Origin of the sequence: Sphingobacterium paludis (genome assembly GCF_004364125.1) — a bacterium.
Taxonomy (GTDB): Bacteria; Bacteroidota; Bacteroidia; order Sphingobacteriales; family Sphingobacteriaceae; genus Sphingobacterium; species Sphingobacterium paludis.
In genome coordinates this window covers 1-15,363 of sequence record NZ_SNZV01000017.1, presented here as the reverse complement: position 1 = coordinate 15,363, position 15,363 = coordinate 1, and the positions used below count along the sequence as shown (strand labels likewise).

Sequence of the window (15,363 nt, the reverse complement as noted above, 5' to 3'; positions counted from 1 at the left end):
GTAATTAGGACTGTGTTGAAAGGCTACGATGCGATAGCCTCTGGGGTTCATGTCGGGAAATACACTTCTGTTTACGTAATTATTCTTTAACGGTATCATGATCACAGGGAAGCCCGGTACTTTATTATTGAAGTATTGGTTATCCCAGTCAAAGTCATAGATTGGGATATCGGTTTCGAGCACGGCGCGACCAGATTTTGCGCTTGAAGACTTTGTCTTGCGACGAACCTCGCTTTGTTGCGAGAGAATTCGCGCTGTTTTTTTTGCCTCCTGAACGGTGAGCTCCTTCTTCGAATTGAGTTCCGATAGTTCATTTTCGACCTTGCAGCTGACAAACGTGAAAATGAAACAGGAGAAGATCAATGATTTTCTTAGCTTCATATTTTATAATCGAATGTTATTTTATGTTAGAACGATCTTGTAAATAAATTGTCCCGTTAAACAAACAATAGTAGGAAGAAAGAGGTAGTTACGCGGAAGGTTATAGATTGGTGAGATTATTAAGTAGCCACAAAGATAACTACCTAGCCCCCTCTATCTTCCTTTGTTCATTGGAAATATTTTCGATTCGATCCTTAATCAAGGCTTCGCATTGGTTCTGCTCGCTAATCGCCAGATCCATAGTTATTTCATTTAGCGTGATCGATCCTCTGTAATACCTATTCAAAAGTACATGCCATAAGCTGCTAGCGATAGCGAAGCTAACATTAACCCACCGGCCAGACCTTCATATTAGAATATCTTAGCACAATACGATAGAACCGAAGTGTAAGCGCCTCTAGGCGTGCTTCACGTACATCATCCGCAAGGAACCATATGTATTTGACCAGCTGCTCATATCTTGGGAAACATGTATTTTGACACGCCATTTTTTTCAAATAAAGTGTAGTTAGAACAGCTAATAAACTTGTGCTCGAGCTGAATTTTCAGGAATAAGAAACGGTTTCATATATGAATTAGGGAAGGTTCCATTTTGAAATTATGCTAAAAGCATTAGTGTTTTTAAAAATGTTCGACTTTTTATATATTTATCAGAATTAAAAACTAAAAAATTATGAAAATCTATCCCCTCAAGCAATACCATGTGAGCCCGAGGACTGGGAAAGAGTTTAGTATAGATATAGCATATATCGAATCTAAAAATTTATCTCCATGGGATTTCCTAAAAAATGTCTTAGAATATTTGATCAATGAAGATATCGGTCATTTGGAAATGTCTTCAATAATTTCACAATTGGAGCAGCTGCACATTGGTTTTGCAAACAGCGATAATGATTTTGAAAAATCAGCTTTATATCAGGAAATTTCCGTAATAAATGAAAGGTTGAAGCATTACTACAAGGAAAAAACTGTGACGGGAAAAAGAAAGATCGAACGAGAGATGTGGAGTTTACTTTACTACGCTTTAAGAAAGTTCCTTTCAATTGAAAGTAACCAAAAATATTTTGAAGTTGATGTTTTAGAATGAAGTATCAAATAGGATATGTGTAACACAGAATTGAATAACGCCAATTTGAACAGACAATAAGTTAAGGGAATTTAATAACTCAACAGACTTATGTCAAGAGTAAGAAAAACGTACCCCAAAGAGTTCAAGCTGATGAGCGTTGAACTGAGTAATACCAGAAATGATTTAACAGCTCTGGCCAAAGAATTGGATATCCAGCCCTCATTGCCTTATCGATGGCGTAAAGAATATTTAAGTAAGGCAGGTAGTAGCTTTCCTGGCGACGGGAAGGTAATATTAACAGAAGCCGAGCAGGAAATAGGCAGGCTGAAGAAAGAACAGCGTAAAACGCAAATGGAGCGCGACATCTTAAAAAAGGCTGTAAGCATCTACTACAAGAACGAGGGCAAATATTCGGGTTCAAGGCGGATCACTGCAGGATATTTTCCATCGAGAAGATGTGCACCGTGTTTAAAGTAAGTAGATACAGTTTTTACACTTGGTTGAAACGTACACCGTCATGCCGTAGTAGGGAAAACCAAATGCTTGAGCAGGAGATACGGAAAGCTTTACAAGAGAGTAAATTTAGATATGGAAGCCCCAAGGATTACAAAGGCTTTGAACGAAAAGAGGATTAAAGTCTCTAGGCCCCGAGTAGGCCGAATAATGGAAAAGATCCATTTACGAAGTATAGTGAAGAAGAAATTCAAGGTGACTACCGATTCTAATCACAAATTTACCGTACCTGAAAATAAGCTGGATCGTAATTTCAAAACAGGGATCTTAGGAGATTTATGGATATCCGATATCACTTATATTAGAACAAAACAAGGATGGTTATATCTGACAACGGCGATAGATCTGGGTGATAGAAAAGTAATCGGCTGGGCATTAAGCGCAAAAAAACAGGCCGATAACACAAGAACTGATATTTCACTCAGATCAAGGGATTCAGTATGCTTGCAATGAATTCCGGAGTTTATTAGAATAAAACCCGCTAATTATAAGAAGCATGAGCAGAAAGGGAAATTGCTGGGACAATGCAGTCGCTGAAAGCTTCTTTAAGACGCTCAAAGCTGAATGTATATGCCAGGTAAGTTCGTAGATAAACACCAAGCAGCGATTGTCGTATTTGAATACATAGAGGTCTGGTATAACAGAAAAAGAATGCACTCTGCATTGGGATTTATGTCCCCTGAAGAGTTTGGAAGAAAACTGAATGAACAAAATATTGCAGCTTAACTAAAAGTCCATTTTTTTTGTTGCAGTTCCACAATGTTTAAAAAACGGGTTGGCTTCAGTATTTCAAAAATATTGGTTAAACGAATGTCGTTATGAGATAAGTCATCTTCTTATTATCATTATTAGTAATGATATATAGCAAGTTTGTTCGCAAACAAAATGTTTTCTTGACGAGGCGCAGAAAATGAAAGTTAGTTTATGTTTCAACGATTTTGTATTGACGGATAGTCATTCAGGCAATACGGGAGCTGATACTGCAATCGGTATTAGAAAAGTTTTTGTTCGAAATGATTCTACCATGATGGTCGCTATAAATTTAAATGCAGGTTCGCGAAGAGGTAAAAACAACAGCAAGTCTTACAAACTAATCTGTCATTGAAAAAATAATATCATCAAAAAACTGGATCTCACGAAAAAAGGAAGGTTTTAAAAAAATTGGTCCAGATTCAGGAAGATTTGATAAAATTGAAAACAAACTAAACCATCCCATTACTTAGGATATTTCATGATTGGGGCAGGAATGCTCTTTTCTAGCGGACGTCTAATGTTCGTGGAAGTGTAAAAATACAAACACGAGAAAGTCAATAAAAAAACGAGCGAGAAAAAGCTGATAAATTTTGATAGTAATTTCATTCGGTTTAATAAATAATTTAAATTTTGATGTAACCGTACTGAATTCCAGATTTCCCATAATTATCTGTAGAATGCCTTTGTAGATCAGAAACTATGGCTTTAAGCCTTTCACCAAGAAGAATCCCTTCGATATATAATCCGTAGGTAGCCCCTTAGTTAGTCACAATGGTTATCCTGTTGAAAGACATATGGGTAAATTATATGTATTCGCATATACATAATACAGATTTTTAAATTTTATATGTTTATGCATATAATTAATAACTTTTGATAATATTCGTTGCAAAAACATATAATTATGTTAGGATTAGCGGAGTTTGTAAGACAAAAAAGAAAAGAAGTAAATCTCATCCAAGAGGAGTTCGCAGATCGCGCTGGCGTAGCACTTACCGTCGTAATAAAAATAGAGCAGGGTAAAGAAAATCTCAATTTGGAAAAAGTTAATCAAGTGCTTAAGATGTTTGGTCATACATTAGCACCGGTCAATACTAAAGAAATTTCGGTTTAGAAATAAAAAAATGAAGAAAGCTGAGGTAAATTACAAAGATCTTTTGGCGGGTATACTGACAGAAAACGATGATGGTGAATATATTTTTCAGTATGATAGAGCATACGTTGAAAAATAGCCGAATCAATCAATAATTAGTTTACTGTTGACTGGTTTCGTAAATTTGCGCTGTGAAATACTTGAATGAAATAACTGACTTTTACAAAAAGAAAAATCTTAATGTCCCTGCCTATTTTCAATGAGGAACAGGGCGTTTTGATGTTTTGAAAGTTATACCTTAAAGAAAAGGGATGAGGCTATTTCGTTGCTTTCATTTACGAGAAAAAGCCTGTATAAGATAAAATTGGTAAAGGGCAAATGTAAATGTCATTATGCAGATAAAACTATCGAAACAGATAAGTATGCGTTGGTTTTTATCAATCCTATAGTACCTTTCTTTTGGAAGAAACGGAAGAGCCAATAAAAGAATATTTCTGCATTTTTAATAATTAATTTTTCATCAATTTTGGAGATATAAGGGGTTATAATGTTTTTCAAAATCGTCATGATGGTGTATTTAGTTTATCGCAAGAAAAGTATCAGGAATTTGAAGCTATTTTGGATAATATGAAAGAGGGGCTTTTTTCGATTATGAATATCGGTTTGATGCTATCCGCAATCTGGTATATGAGCTTATCCACAAAGATGAATGGCGTTCAACCCAAAACGACTAAGAGAAATGATGCGGACAACAGAATAACGTTGCTTTTTCAAGAGTTACTGGCTTTGCAATTTCCGTTGCATTCGACTTCCGATTATGTCAAACTTAGGAAACCAAAAGATTTTTCGGAACAGCTTTCTGTTTCAATCAATCACTTAAACAAAGCTGTTAAGCATATTCGCAATAAGACTACTTCGGAAATCATTACGGACACGGTATTTCAGGAAGCCAAAATATTATTAAAGGTCACTGATTGGTCGGTTTCGGAAATTGCTTATTCTTTGGGCTATGAAACTCCGTCAAGGTTTATCTATACTTTCCGTAAAAATGTCGGTGTACCGCCTTTGAAATATAGGAATGAGAATACATAAATCGGGGGGGGGCGCAATATTTTGGAGAATAAAAACACGCTATACAATAACTGCCAGGATTATTAAGATGTTGAAATTGAGTAAAGTTGACGGAACATATCTCAAGGAGCTGGAAAAACTGGTCAAGTCCGAACTACTGATACTTGATGACTTCGGCCTGTAGACTGTTGATAACAGGGCCGGTCAACATTGATGGATATTATAGACGATCGACATGGAAAAAAATCAACCATAATATCTTTGCAGATACCGGTATTCGCTTGGCATGAAATCATCGGAGGCGAAGGGACTATTGCGGACGCAATACTCGACAGAATCGTGAATTCTTCGCACAGGATCGACCTGAAGGGTGAATCCCTTAGAAAAGAAATACTGAAAAAGGAATAACAACTACTTTTTTATATCACTGTATGATCTTTTAAATGGCACGGTTTGACCGAAAACACGGGCACCATCACTCCGAAATATCCAATTACCATTTTCAGGGATTTGGCGAGCAGATTACCAAGAGTTTCAATGATAAATACAACCTCAATTTATAAGCTATGGAAACAGTAATTGTGATATGCCTGCTCATACTTATTGCTCTGCTGGTGCAGGACAAGGTTATCATTAAGAGAAGGTAGGAGCATAATCCAATGCAGGAAAAGGTTAATTCGAACCTGCCCGATATTATGGGTCAGCTATAATATGTTATTTTTTAATGTTGTAACAGTTATATCACTTCGGAAAAAGAATATTTGACGTATTTTTATCGTTATTACACAGATGCGTAAGATCAATAACATGGAAAAGATGAATGCCATAAAGTATACGCCTAAACTCGCTGCCGCGATAGCATATCTTTTGTTGCTTGTGGTTGTTATCCTTTTGTTTTCTGGTCGTAAAATAGTGTCCCTACGTCCGGATTTTATATTGAACCAATGGCCGGATTTCTATCTTCACGTGTCGAATTTTTCTATTAGCTACGTGATGTTGGCGGGTGTGGGCTTTATCTGGATCCTCATGGGAATTCCAAGTAAGTTTATAGTTGTTTGTAGCGTTTTATTGATCTGCTGCAATTTTATTTATGAACTTTGGATTCCGATACTCAACACGCCCGACATCATTGATGCATATTACGGCGTGCTGGGAACCGTTTTAGCACTTTGTTTTTTGCTGTTTACAAAGCGTTTCGGACTAGTCACCTTAAAAGACGAGCAGTCCGAAACATAAGTATGAACACGTAATCATTCGTCACGTAGATTTTTTATGGGGTTGGTTCGGTTTGCGCGTATAACAACTATGGTAATAAACAGGAATAGCACCATGGAAAGGGCTGCAACCGGTAGAAGAAAAATCTTAAGATGTAATGGCGTCTTTACGACGTAGTTCATTAGCCAGCGATCCATCAAGAAATAGGTAAGCGGGCCACTTATACACAATGCAATAAAAAACACGGTGTAAAACTCTTTGCTAAAGAGGATAATGACGCTTCGGATGTTTGCACCGAGCACTTTTCGAATATCCACTTCCTTCAAACGTAGGTTTATGGAAAGCGAGGTAAGACCAACGATGCCAAGAACGACGATTAAGTTGAAATACCCGTTGCTGTCTGTGCAGCACGTTTAAGTTGCACCTCACTGCTGTATATTTTTTGCAAGGTGTCATCCATGAATTTATAGTTAAATGGTACGTTAGGCAGAAGTTTATGCCTAGTTTCCTCGACTGCGTCAACCGCAGTAGACAAAGAACCGGCCCTTAGACGGATGGATAAAAAGCGATATTGGTTTCTTTACTGTCGCCCGGATTCCGGATTGTTTGGACGCAATCGCTAAACGAATTCGGTACGCCATAGGAAAGGCTGATGTCTTCAACTTGCGGTAATTGCTTAAGTTCTTGTTGAACCAATTCCATGTGGTTCAGACCCTTTTCTGTCCAATCGCGAGGTACTTGTGCAGTGAGCAGGTAATCTTTATTGTAGCCCAAGTTTCCGGCAATAAATATGTCAACTTGTTTGGTGATGATGACCGAAGAAATGAGGACAATAAGCGCAACGACAAACTGGAGGAACAGCAGGGCACGTCGGATGATACCTTTACTCCCAAGATCCCTGAATTGATTTTTTACGGCATTCGTGACGGCTGTATTGGACAGCTTTACGGCAGGATATATTCCTGCCACTAATCCCAGAGCCAGTGTGCCGCCGGCAAAGCTAACATAAAATGAAAACGGTAGTTCCGTTAGCGCGGGGAGGTTTTTCATCATAACGGCAGAGAAAATAGGCAATAGCAACGGATAGAACGCTAAAGCGATCATGGCTGCTATGGTGACAATAACGGTGTATTCGGTGATGAGCTGGAAGATAAGGCGACTTCTACTGCTTCCCATAATCTTGCGCACGCCAATTTCCTTTAGGCGGTTGAAGCTTTGGCTTATACTGAGTTAATAAAGTTGATCGTGGCCATAACGGTAAGGAATAGTGCTATATAGCCTAAGATTGCAATGAACTTTCGGACAGCCCCTTGGGGTTATCATCAAGGTAATACGTTGTCAATGGTAGTAGGTTAGGCTGCAGATTGGCCACAACCTGTTCATTGGCATGCTGCTCCAGAAAGTTTTGTATAGGGATCGTAAGTTGATCGGGCGAAATGCCTTTTTGTAGTTCGAGAAATCCTACAATCCATAAGTTATTCCAACTATCTATATCTCGTCCGAAATACTCTCGCTGCTTATGGGTAAGAATATACCGGTTTGCATGCTGGGCATCAGCTCCATCACGGAATTCTGGCCTACAGACTTCACAACCGCTGTTATTTCGAAATTTTGTATGTCACCGGCAAAATTGCGCACGCTCAGTTGTTGTCCTATGACATCGGTTTTACCGAAATATTTCAGCGCTACTTCTTCTTTTACCACCACGTTAGTAGGGGATGAAAGCGCGGTTTGTGCATCTCCCGCCAACATTTGGAAGCCGAACATTTTTAAAAGCGAAGGATCTCCTAGTGAGACATTTTCTTCGTATACCGCTGTACCATTCGAAACGATGCAGGTCAATCCATCTAATCGATAGTAGTCGGCTACCAAACTTGGGTACTGCTCTTTCAACATTTTCGGAAGCGCTCTGACGGTCGTAAGCTCCATACCAATACCAGGCTGCTTGTACTTGCTCTGTAACATGTACTGCTGCTGTTTATGACGGACGTTGCTGTTGACTTGATAAGCCTACCAAATATAGGTCCCAATCAATAAGATTCTTCCTTTTGTTGTCGAAATAGTGAAGGATATCGGTATCGTGTGATGCAATCAATTGGCTAACACTTTCAACAGATAGGATAAAGGAACTTCTAACTAATTGTGCCGCAGACAAAGCTTGGTTATTGGTCTTCAAACTAAATTAGACACATTAGGTTGAATCCTTACGGAGTCTCTCTGTTATATAATCCCTTATTCAGTCACTACGCACCCCACCAGCTCTTTACTTTCATAAAGCTTTAAAGCCTTTTTTTAATAATATTTTTTAGAGTTCGATGATCAAGACCTAAATCGGGAGACACTTTCAAAGATCCGATACCAGAACTTTCTACCTGATTATGCTTTAGGCCAAGCTTGGTAAAAGCAATTTTCTTGTAACTGTATTTATGAAGATGTCCCCAAGTATAATGTCCAATTCATATGCGTTTTTCTAGCGGTGGGAATCGCAGAAATAGAACTCGGCATGGTGCTTTTGGCCTTCTATCCATTTGGTGGGATGCTTGAATAACAGATATCTTGATCTCCCTTCGTGCAGTCCGGAAACGCCTGCGGATAGCCTTGACTATATTGGGCGCCATATCCATCGTCACCTCACGAACTTTGTTTCTCAGCCTGAGCGGGATACGTTCCAGTACGGCAATGATGTCTTCTGCGAGATAGTCCCTTTTCTTCCATTGAAGGCCTTGTTGCTTACGATCGTATAGAGTTCACCATTGCCGAGACTGGTCTCATCGATACGAAGCCGTTCGGAGATGTTTTTTCTAAATACCGCCCAGTACGCTGTATGGTGCTTTTGGTCCCAGTCATGAAAATCGCTCTGGTGGTTCCTGTAGTGATCCTGAAGCTGCTTGCCGTCCAATTGGAAGAAGTCCCAAAGATGGGCGTTGATGGGATGGTTATCCAAATATCCCCTTTAAATAAAGCCCGGATTTCGTAGTCATCCGAGCACATATGTCCATCATCATTGACATAGATTTTCTTCCGTAGTTACTTTACAAACTCTAAAAGTGGTATATAACAAATCCCCTCGTCGGGCGACGAAGGGATCATGAATTGTCCATTCCCCAGAACATTTTCATAAGCAGTCGTACCCGTTTTTTGGAATCTGTATTAAACGCTAAACAAACAAATGGCATTGCAAAATGATTCTTAAAGATGAAGGCAATCGCAATACAGTGGATCGACAAGTCATTCATGTCGAATGAATTAAAGGATAAATATAAAATGCTTGTTGATGAGCGACATACACGAATAGAGAACCATTACCATGAATAGACTAATAGTAGGGCGTATTATAAAAACTAAAAAGTGTTACAAATAGGTTACAACGCAAAATTTCGAAATTTTAACAATTATCAATAAATTGCTTTTGTAAGTCAGAAACGAAGCTTTTTCACCATATTCGTCCAGACTGTTCAAAAGTCTTATAAGCTTCTACTCGCTATAAGTCTATATTTTTGTCACAGATCGTTTTTTTAACAAGGTTTTAGTTATGCCATTTCGTAGTAAAACGTCGTTTGAAAATTTGTTACAAATATGTAACAGTACTCGATTTTAAATTTCCGAAAATTATCAATAAATTGCAGTTGTAGATCAGAAACGAATTTTTTAGCGTCCTTCACCGAGAAGAAACCATTTGACTTGTAATCAGTAGGCCGATAAATTAAGAAAAAGTGTTACAAATAGGTTACAATACTAAATTTCAATATCTCGATAATTATCAATAAATTGCCTCTGTAAGTCAGATACCAAGTTTTTTCACCATATAGGTTCGAAGCGTCCAAAAGTCCCATAATCTTTTGGTCTCTGGTTCGAGCCCAGGTGGGCGCACAAAACAAAAAAGCCGCTTTTCTGCAAAGAAAAGCGGCTTTTTCGCTTCTTAGGGCACTTTAGAACCACTTGCCCTACGTCGGAAAGCAAACCGCGATTCGGCATGTCAAACGCAAGACAACGAGGTTCAAGTTGATGTACTGTAGAAAATCAGATGTTAAGACATTTCGATAATTATTTGCACTGGCGGCGTGCTTATCATAAACAGCATATGTCTACCATCAATTGTAGACAGTTTCTTGTAACTCTGTATTTGAAGACATCCATCTAATTATCGAGAGCGCTTAAGGGAGGTTGTGATAATTTGAATATTTGCATTCTCAGAAAAATAGATAATAAAATACCCCGCTTTAGTTTGTAGATATTATTAAAGAAGGTATTTCAAAAATTTTAATTAATAAATAACATTATGAGACAAGTCATCTTCTTATCATCCTTATTATTGGTACTGACTTATAATACAGTTTGTTCACAAACGAAATCTTTTCTTGACGAGGCGCGGAAAATGAAAGTTAGTTTGTGTTTCAAAGATTTTGTATTGATGGATAGTTACTCAGGCAACATAGAAAATAGTGATAAAATCGGCGCTAGGCAAGTTTTTGTTAGGAAGGATTCTACGATGATGGTTGCTATCAATTTAAATGCGGGTTCACAAAGAGCTGAGAACATGCGGCAAATCTCACAAACTGATATGTCATTGAAAAACATCAGCAAAACTAGATCTCACGAACAAAGAAATACGCTAAAGAAATTTGGCGCAGATTCAGGAGGATTCGATAAAATTGAGAAACAAAGTAAGCCATCCCATTACTCAGGCTACGCGATGATTGGGGCAGGGATTCTCTTTTTCAGCGGACATTTAATGTCTGTGGAAGTGTACCAAAACGAGAAGGTCAATACGAAGATGAGCGAGAAAAAACTAATAGATTTTGCTAGTAATTTTATTCGATTTAATAAATAATCTAAATGCTGATGCAACTATGCCAAAACTGGATTTCTAAATAAATATCAATAAAATGCCTTCGTAGATGAAAGTCTATTGTTTTAAGACGCTTCACCGAGATGAATTTATTCGATATATAATCCGCAATTAGCCTTCAGTAAGTAATGATTATCTTGTTGAAAGACATATGGCTAAATTATATGTATTCGCATATACATAACACAAATTTCAAATTTTATATGTATACGCATATAATTAATAAATTTTGATTATATTCGTTGCAAAAGCATATAATGATGTTTGGATTAGCGGAGTTTGTAAGACAAAAAAGAAAAGAAGTAAATCTAACCCAAGAGGAGTTCGCAGATCGCGCTGGCGTGGCACTTACCGTCGTAAGAAAAATAGAGCAGGGTAAAGAAAATCTCAATCTGGAAAAAGTGAATCAAGTACTTAAGATGTTTGGTCATACATTGGCGCCGGTCAATATTAAAGAAATTTCGGTTTAGAAATAAAAAAATGAGGAAAGCTGAGGTAAATTACAACGATCTTTTGGCTGGTATATTGACAGAAAACGATGATGGTGAATATATTTTTCAGTATGATGGAGCATACGTTGAAAAATATCCAAATCAATTTTTAACATTTAACATGCCCGTTAGTACCCAACCTTACGTAGAGAAACGTCTATTCCCCTTTTTTGAAGGGTTAATTCCCGAAGGCTGGTTATTAGATATCGCTGCGAAGAGTTGGAAAATAAACAGAAATGATCGAATGGGGCTACTTCTAGCTTGTTGCCAGAATTGCATTGGTGCTGTCAGCATAAAACCAATAATGCTTCAAGATGAATAGGAAAAAAAAATGTTTGTATTGCTACAATGACCTCACAGAGGATACACGCAATGAATTTCATGAGCAATGTAGCTTAACCTTTTTCGGCACGAAACAGCCCCCTATATTTGAGCACTCGCTGACGCAGATGGCCCTGCTAGCAAAAAATGTTGTTGAGCGAAGTGTAGCGGTTCCTGGTGTGCAACCTAAGTTGTCACTATCACTCGTACATGACACCCTAGAAGATGGTAATCTTGGTCGGCTGACCGTTGTAGGGGCATTAGGTGGTAACTATATATTTAAACCGCCTTCTGAAGAATTTACGCAAATGCCCGAAAACGAACATCTCACTATGCGCATTGCAGAATCCTTCGGCATACGTGTTGTTAAATCAAGTTTGATACGCTTGCGATCTGGAGAGTTATCTTATATCACTAGGCGAATAGACCGGACGGAAGCAGGAGAGAAGATCCATATGTTGGATATGTTTCAAATTACGGAGGCATTCGACAAGTACAAAAGTTCCATGGAGCGAGTAGGTAAGGCTCTTCTAGATTATTCCGATAATACTTTGCTTGATCAGGTTTATTTTTTAGAGCTAGCTGTTTTTTGCTTTTTAACAGGTAACAATGATATGCATCTCAAAAATTTTTCCATGATTTTGCAAAATGGAATATGGACCTTGGCACCAGCTTACGATCTACTAAACGTCTCGATTGTGAATCCTGCTGACACGGAAGAACTCGCTTTGACATTGGAAGGCAAAAAACGGAAGCTTAGTTGGGAACATTTTCAACGTTTGGGTGCGAATTTGGGTTTAAATGCGAAACAAATAAATGGCATCGCAAAACGATTCCTAAAGATGAAGCCAATCGCAATACAGTGGATCGACAAGTCATTCATGTCGACTGAATTAAAGGATAAGTATAAAATGCTTGTTAATGAGCGATATACACGAATAGAGAACCATTACCATGAATAAAACCAATAGTAGGGCGTATTATAAAAACTAAAAAGTGTTACAAATAGGTTACAACGCTACATTTCGACATCTCAATAATTATCAATAAATTGCCTCTGTAAGTCAGAAACGAAGTTTTTTCACGATATACGTTCGAACCGTCCAAAAGTCTCATAATCTTTTGGTCCCTGGTTCGAGCCCAGGTGGGCGCACAAAACAAAAAGCCGCTTTTCTTTGCAGAAAAGCGGCTTTTTTCGCTTCTTAGGGCTTTTTCATCACCCTGTACAGAAAGAATTGGGTGTCGCTGAGACCAAGGAATATACTTCGAAAAGCCTTAAGTTTTTTCTTGAACTTAAGGTAAAAGTTTTACAAATAGCTAGCGATCATTCTGATAGGTAAGAGGGTAGAGGGTCCAGACGTACCGTTTCGAGGTAATGGTATTTTTCCGATTAAAGTCCGAAGTACGGAACTTCTTTGCACCCTATATCCACGTGACCGAATATAAAATTCTGTTTCCTTATACATTGGAAAATCAGATTGTCGCCCAAGAGCATTGGAGTGAAAACGGTGTCTGTATTCCGGTAAGCAAAGGTATATGGTTGGTGACGGACAGTTTGCCTTTATCCGTCACAGACCTTTTTATCGGTCATTCCGCTGGTGATATTATGTGCTTCTGCCATTATTACCCCAATTGGATTATTCCACACCGTCCGAGTGCATTTGCTTCATTGGGGTTATTGCCAACCAAAGAACAGTTTACTTGGTTAAGATCCCTTTTCACTAATGCCAAAATACATAAGGTATTTGACGGGGCAATAAGTGGCCGTGTAGCCGATTGTAAAGTGGCAACGTGGTAGGTCGGCAAGAGTGCAAGGTTTAGTCTTGTTGATGAACATGGCGAATTTTATTGCAACAAAAAGAGATACCGTATTCCGGTCGATGATTTTTCATTGAACCGTTTTGAAAGATTATCGGGTATCCGTGCAGGTATCAGAACCCATAAACCCAAAGCACCATTTGAAACGTTCTACCAATCCTTTACAAACATGGGCTAATCTGAACCAGCCTACACGAACTCCTGATCCTTTATTGGGCCAGGGCTTTTGTCGTGTGTCAGGTTTAACGAGAGAAATTAGAACCGTAAACATGGTAAACCGCAATGTGTTTTGTAACTTTATACACAACGATAGGGCTAATTTATAAAATATGAGCGAACCTATAGGACAACATATTGTGCCACGATGTTATTTTCAAAATTTCGCTGCTGAAAAGCGAAAAGAAATTTTTTTTGTGGATGTATTATTTAAAAAAAAATACTGAAATGAAAATACATCAGCAAAACATCAAAAACATCTGTAAAATAAGGGAGTTTTATACATTTGATGGACTACCAGAAAGTGAAAAAAGGTGGTTAGAAAAATATTATTCCCGTCATATAGAAAGTCTTTATCATGATATATATGCAAACTTGACAGATCCATCAGTTGAAAAGATTACGTCAGACCTCAAAATGAAAATTTTGATATATATCATTTCGCAGGAATTGCGGACTACAAAATTACCAATGCATTAAACTCATTAATGAACGGTGTTTTCGAGTATGCATTTTTGGCCCATGAACAATTAGGTACACAGAAAAAAATTGTATCGGATGATAGAACTGCTATTGACCAAGAAGACAAAACCTTAGAAGATGCAATAAAAGAAAGCAACAATTCAAATAGACAGGCAGCTAATCTTGAAAGTGTCAAAAGGTTAAAACGTATAGCAGAATTAAAATCTGACTATCATATCATGGTAGTAAAATACACGAGCGAAATAGGATTAATATCCAGTGATCGCCCTGTACTTACTAATGAAAGTATGTATTCTCCTGACTGCAAAATTAAACTACCTATCGATAGAAATCATATTGTTTGTCTTTATCCGTATGATAAAGAGATTGACGTTGATCCCTATAAAATTTTAAGATTAGAACACAATAAGCATGTTTCGATGTCGTCGGTTTTAAGTTTGAATATATCGCAAATAGAACAATCGGATCACTTTATTTATGGGAATAAAGCCGATATAGAAGAAACCTTCAAATACTCTAATAAACTACTTAACGATAGCAACAATGGCTAAAAAAACGGTAATTTTTATTACCAGTTTATCAATCCCATAGCAGGATCAACACTTTTAGCTTCTATACAATCTGTTTGCTGAAAAGATTTTTTGCCTATACAATTTATATAAACCGTAAGCTCATCCCTTAAAACACCTAAGATTACAAGATTTTCTTTTTTGATAAATTTACTGTTGAATGCAAAATTACACCTTGACCATCAAAAGGAACACTCGGATAGTAAACGGCATCAAAATTTTCTGGCCCACACATAGCAATATTACAATAGGCAGAGGTAACCAAGTATGTATGTGGAACATTTTTAGCGGGTTATGTGAACTTTTTAAAGAGGTAACCATGTATCATGATATGTGCTTCTTTAAATTCTCCATCATATTGGTTTAAAATCTGATCAAAGGCTTGACCGTGATAAATATCGAACGCTGATTGTCGTTGGTCTGGATGGGAGTGTAACTCCAACTGTGTCAGTGGATAATTAATCTAACCCTAAAAGCCTCTATTGAGCTTGAGTCTATCCCCAAACCTAATGTAAAGTTGC

General features: G+C 37.8%; 19 protein-coding genes and 1 pseudogene. 16 read left to right on the top strand and 4 right to left on the bottom strand.

What is annotated here, in order from left to right; translation table 11 throughout:
- Positions 1–381: hypothetical protein (locus B0I21_RS19825; RefSeq protein WP_133642235.1), on the bottom strand; the 381-nt coding region annotated here is incomplete at its 3' end.
- Between the two features lie 673 nt (positions 382–1,054).
- Here B0I21_RS19825 and B0I21_RS19820 point away from each other — a divergent pair.
- The 9 genes from B0I21_RS19820 (at position 1,055) to B0I21_RS19790 (ending at position 6,116) form a co-directional block, all read left to right on the top strand.
- The gene (locus B0I21_RS19820) at positions 1,055–1,468 is read left to right on the top strand and encodes a hypothetical protein (RefSeq protein WP_133642234.1); all 414 of its coding nucleotides are present in this window, start codon (positions 1,055–1,057) and stop codon (positions 1,466–1,468) included.
- Positions 1,469–1,558: 90 nt separating this feature from the next.
- Positions 1,559–1,927, top strand: coding sequence for a transposase (locus B0I21_RS20655; RefSeq protein ID WP_394346372.1), 369 nt, complete (start codon positions 1,559–1,561; stop codon positions 1,925–1,927).
- A gap of 111 nt (positions 1,928–2,038) precedes the next feature.
- Positions 2,039–2,416 (top strand): DDE-type integrase/transposase/recombinase, encoded by a 378-nt coding sequence (locus B0I21_RS20650; protein WP_394346373.1) that lies wholly within the window; start codon positions 2,039–2,041, stop codon positions 2,414–2,416.
- 111 nt (positions 2,417–2,527) lie between these two features.
- Positions 2,528–2,689 (top strand): IS3 family transposase, encoded by a 162-nt coding sequence (locus B0I21_RS20645; RefSeq protein WP_394346371.1) that lies wholly within the window; start codon positions 2,528–2,530, stop codon positions 2,687–2,689.
- Positions 2,690–3,620: 931 nt separating this feature from the next.
- On the top strand, positions 3,621–3,830 hold the full coding sequence (locus B0I21_RS19810; protein ID WP_133642233.1) for a helix-turn-helix domain-containing protein: 210 nt from the start codon (positions 3,621–3,623) through the stop codon (positions 3,828–3,830).
- Positions 3,831–4,436: 606 nt separating this feature from the next.
- Positions 4,437–4,901: a helix-turn-helix domain-containing protein gene (locus B0I21_RS19805; protein ID WP_133642232.1), complete on the top strand. Its 465-nt coding sequence runs from the start codon at positions 4,437–4,439 to the stop codon at positions 4,899–4,901.
- The gene (locus B0I21_RS20520) at positions 4,888–5,064 is read left to right on the top strand and encodes an ATP-binding protein (protein ID WP_317130201.1); all 177 of its coding nucleotides are present in this window, start codon (positions 4,888–4,890) and stop codon (positions 5,062–5,064) included. The genes B0I21_RS19805 and B0I21_RS20520 overlap by 14 nt, the downstream gene beginning before the upstream one ends.
- A gap of 29 nt (positions 5,065–5,093) precedes the next feature.
- Positions 5,094–5,288, top strand: coding sequence for an ATP-binding protein (locus B0I21_RS20515; RefSeq protein ID WP_317130200.1), 195 nt, complete (start codon positions 5,094–5,096; stop codon positions 5,286–5,288).
- A 399-nt stretch (positions 5,289–5,687) separates the two neighbouring features.
- A complete protein-coding gene (locus B0I21_RS19790) occupies positions 5,688–6,116 on the top strand; it encodes a hypothetical protein (protein WP_133642231.1) in 429 nt (142 codons plus the stop codon).
- Between the two features lie 14 nt (positions 6,117–6,130).
- Here B0I21_RS19790 and B0I21_RS19785 read toward each other — a convergent pair whose 3' ends face one another.
- From B0I21_RS19785 to B0I21_RS19775, 3 genes and pseudogenes are all read right to left on the bottom strand, one after another.
- Positions 6,131–6,472: an ABC transporter permease gene (locus B0I21_RS19785; RefSeq protein WP_133642230.1), complete on the bottom strand. Its 342-nt coding sequence runs from the start codon at positions 6,470–6,472 to the stop codon at positions 6,131–6,133.
- Between the two features lie 169 nt (positions 6,473–6,641).
- On the bottom strand, positions 6,642–7,319 hold the full coding sequence (locus tag B0I21_RS19780; RefSeq protein ID WP_317130202.1) for an ABC transporter permease: 678 nt from the start codon (positions 7,317–7,319) through the stop codon (positions 6,642–6,644).
- A 264-nt stretch (positions 7,320–7,583) separates the two neighbouring features.
- Positions 7,584–8,075: pseudogene (locus B0I21_RS19775) on the bottom strand (ABC transporter permease); the annotation flags it as partial.
- Positions 8,076–10,374: 2,299 nt separating this feature from the next.
- On the opposite strand from B0I21_RS19775, the gene B0I21_RS19765 reads away from it, so the two are divergent.
- From B0I21_RS19765 to B0I21_RS19735, 7 genes are all read left to right on the top strand, one after another.
- A complete protein-coding gene (locus tag B0I21_RS19765; RefSeq protein ID WP_133642227.1) occupies positions 10,375–10,926 on the top strand; it encodes a hypothetical protein in 552 nt (183 codons plus the stop codon).
- A 275-nt stretch (positions 10,927–11,201) separates the two neighbouring features.
- Positions 11,202–11,414: a type II toxin-antitoxin system Y4mF family antitoxin gene (locus B0I21_RS19760; RefSeq protein WP_243836304.1), complete on the top strand. Its 213-nt coding sequence runs from the start codon at positions 11,202–11,204 to the stop codon at positions 11,412–11,414.
- Between the two features lie 10 nt (positions 11,415–11,424).
- Positions 11,425–11,757, top strand: coding sequence for a HipA N-terminal domain-containing protein (locus tag B0I21_RS19755; RefSeq protein ID WP_133642226.1), 333 nt, complete (start codon positions 11,425–11,427; stop codon positions 11,755–11,757).
- Positions 11,750–12,718, top strand: a complete 969-nt coding sequence (locus B0I21_RS19750) for a HipA domain-containing protein (protein WP_133642225.1) — start codon at positions 11,750–11,752, stop codon at positions 12,716–12,718. The genes B0I21_RS19755 and B0I21_RS19750 overlap by 8 nt, the downstream gene beginning before the upstream one ends.
- A 413-nt stretch (positions 12,719–13,131) precedes the next feature.
- Positions 13,132–13,554, top strand: coding sequence for a hypothetical protein (locus tag B0I21_RS19745; RefSeq protein WP_133642224.1), 423 nt, complete (start codon positions 13,132–13,134; stop codon positions 13,552–13,554).
- A gap of 437 nt (positions 13,555–13,991) precedes the next feature.
- On the top strand, positions 13,992–14,270 hold the full coding sequence (locus B0I21_RS20640) for a DUF4238 domain-containing protein (RefSeq protein WP_133642223.1): 279 nt from the start codon (positions 13,992–13,994) through the stop codon (positions 14,268–14,270).
- An 8-nt stretch (positions 14,271–14,278) separates the two neighbouring features.
- Positions 14,279–14,824: a hypothetical protein gene (locus tag B0I21_RS19735; protein ID WP_133642222.1), complete on the top strand. Its 546-nt coding sequence runs from the start codon at positions 14,279–14,281 to the stop codon at positions 14,822–14,824.
- The last annotated feature ends 539 nt before the right edge of the window (positions 14,825–15,363 follow it).

What these genes read in the sequence shown, in the direction of transcription:
- B0I21_RS19820 (WP_133642234.1), top strand. Translation starts at nt 1,055, where the DNA reads ATGAAAATCTATCCCCTCAAGCAATACCATGTGAGCCCGAGGACTGGG.
- B0I21_RS20655 (WP_394346372.1), top strand. Translation starts at nt 1,559, where the DNA reads ATGTCAAGAGTAAGAAAAACGTACCCCAAAGAGTTCAAGCTGATGAGC.
- B0I21_RS20650 (WP_394346373.1), top strand. Translation starts at nt 2,039, where the DNA reads ATGGAAGCCCCAAGGATTACAAAGGCTTTGAACGAAAAGAGGATTAAA.
- B0I21_RS20645 (WP_394346371.1), top strand. Translation starts at nt 2,528, where the DNA reads ATGTATATGCCAGGTAAGTTCGTAGATAAACACCAAGCAGCGATTGTC.
- B0I21_RS19810 (WP_133642233.1), top strand. Translation starts at nt 3,621, where the DNA reads ATGTTAGGATTAGCGGAGTTTGTAAGACAAAAAAGAAAAGAAGTAAAT.
- B0I21_RS19805 (WP_133642232.1), top strand. Translation starts at nt 4,437, where the DNA reads ATGAAAGAGGGGCTTTTTTCGATTATGAATATCGGTTTGATGCTATCC.
- B0I21_RS20520 (WP_317130201.1), top strand. Translation starts at nt 4,888, where the DNA reads ATGAGAATACATAAATCGGGGGGGGGCGCAATATTTTGGAGAATAAAA.
- B0I21_RS20515 (WP_317130200.1), top strand. Translation starts at nt 5,094, where the DNA reads ATGGATATTATAGACGATCGACATGGAAAAAAATCAACCATAATATCT.
- B0I21_RS19790 (WP_133642231.1), top strand. Translation starts at nt 5,688, where the DNA reads ATGGAAAAGATGAATGCCATAAAGTATACGCCTAAACTCGCTGCCGCG.
- B0I21_RS19765 (WP_133642227.1), top strand. Translation starts at nt 10,375, where the DNA reads ATGAGACAAGTCATCTTCTTATCATCCTTATTATTGGTACTGACTTAT.
- B0I21_RS19760 (WP_243836304.1), top strand. Translation starts at nt 11,202, where the DNA reads ATGATGTTTGGATTAGCGGAGTTTGTAAGACAAAAAAGAAAAGAAGTA.
- B0I21_RS19755 (WP_133642226.1), top strand. Translation starts at nt 11,425, where the DNA reads ATGAGGAAAGCTGAGGTAAATTACAACGATCTTTTGGCTGGTATATTG.
- B0I21_RS19750 (WP_133642225.1), top strand. Translation starts at nt 11,750, where the DNA reads ATGAATAGGAAAAAAAAATGTTTGTATTGCTACAATGACCTCACAGAG.
- B0I21_RS19745 (WP_133642224.1), top strand. Translation starts at nt 13,132, where the DNA reads ATGGTATTTTTCCGATTAAAGTCCGAAGTACGGAACTTCTTTGCACCC.
- B0I21_RS20640 (WP_133642223.1), top strand. Translation starts at nt 13,992, where the DNA reads ATGTATTATTTAAAAAAAAATACTGAAATGAAAATACATCAGCAAAAC.
- B0I21_RS19735 (WP_133642222.1), top strand. Translation starts at nt 14,279, where the DNA reads ATGAACGGTGTTTTCGAGTATGCATTTTTGGCCCATGAACAATTAGGT.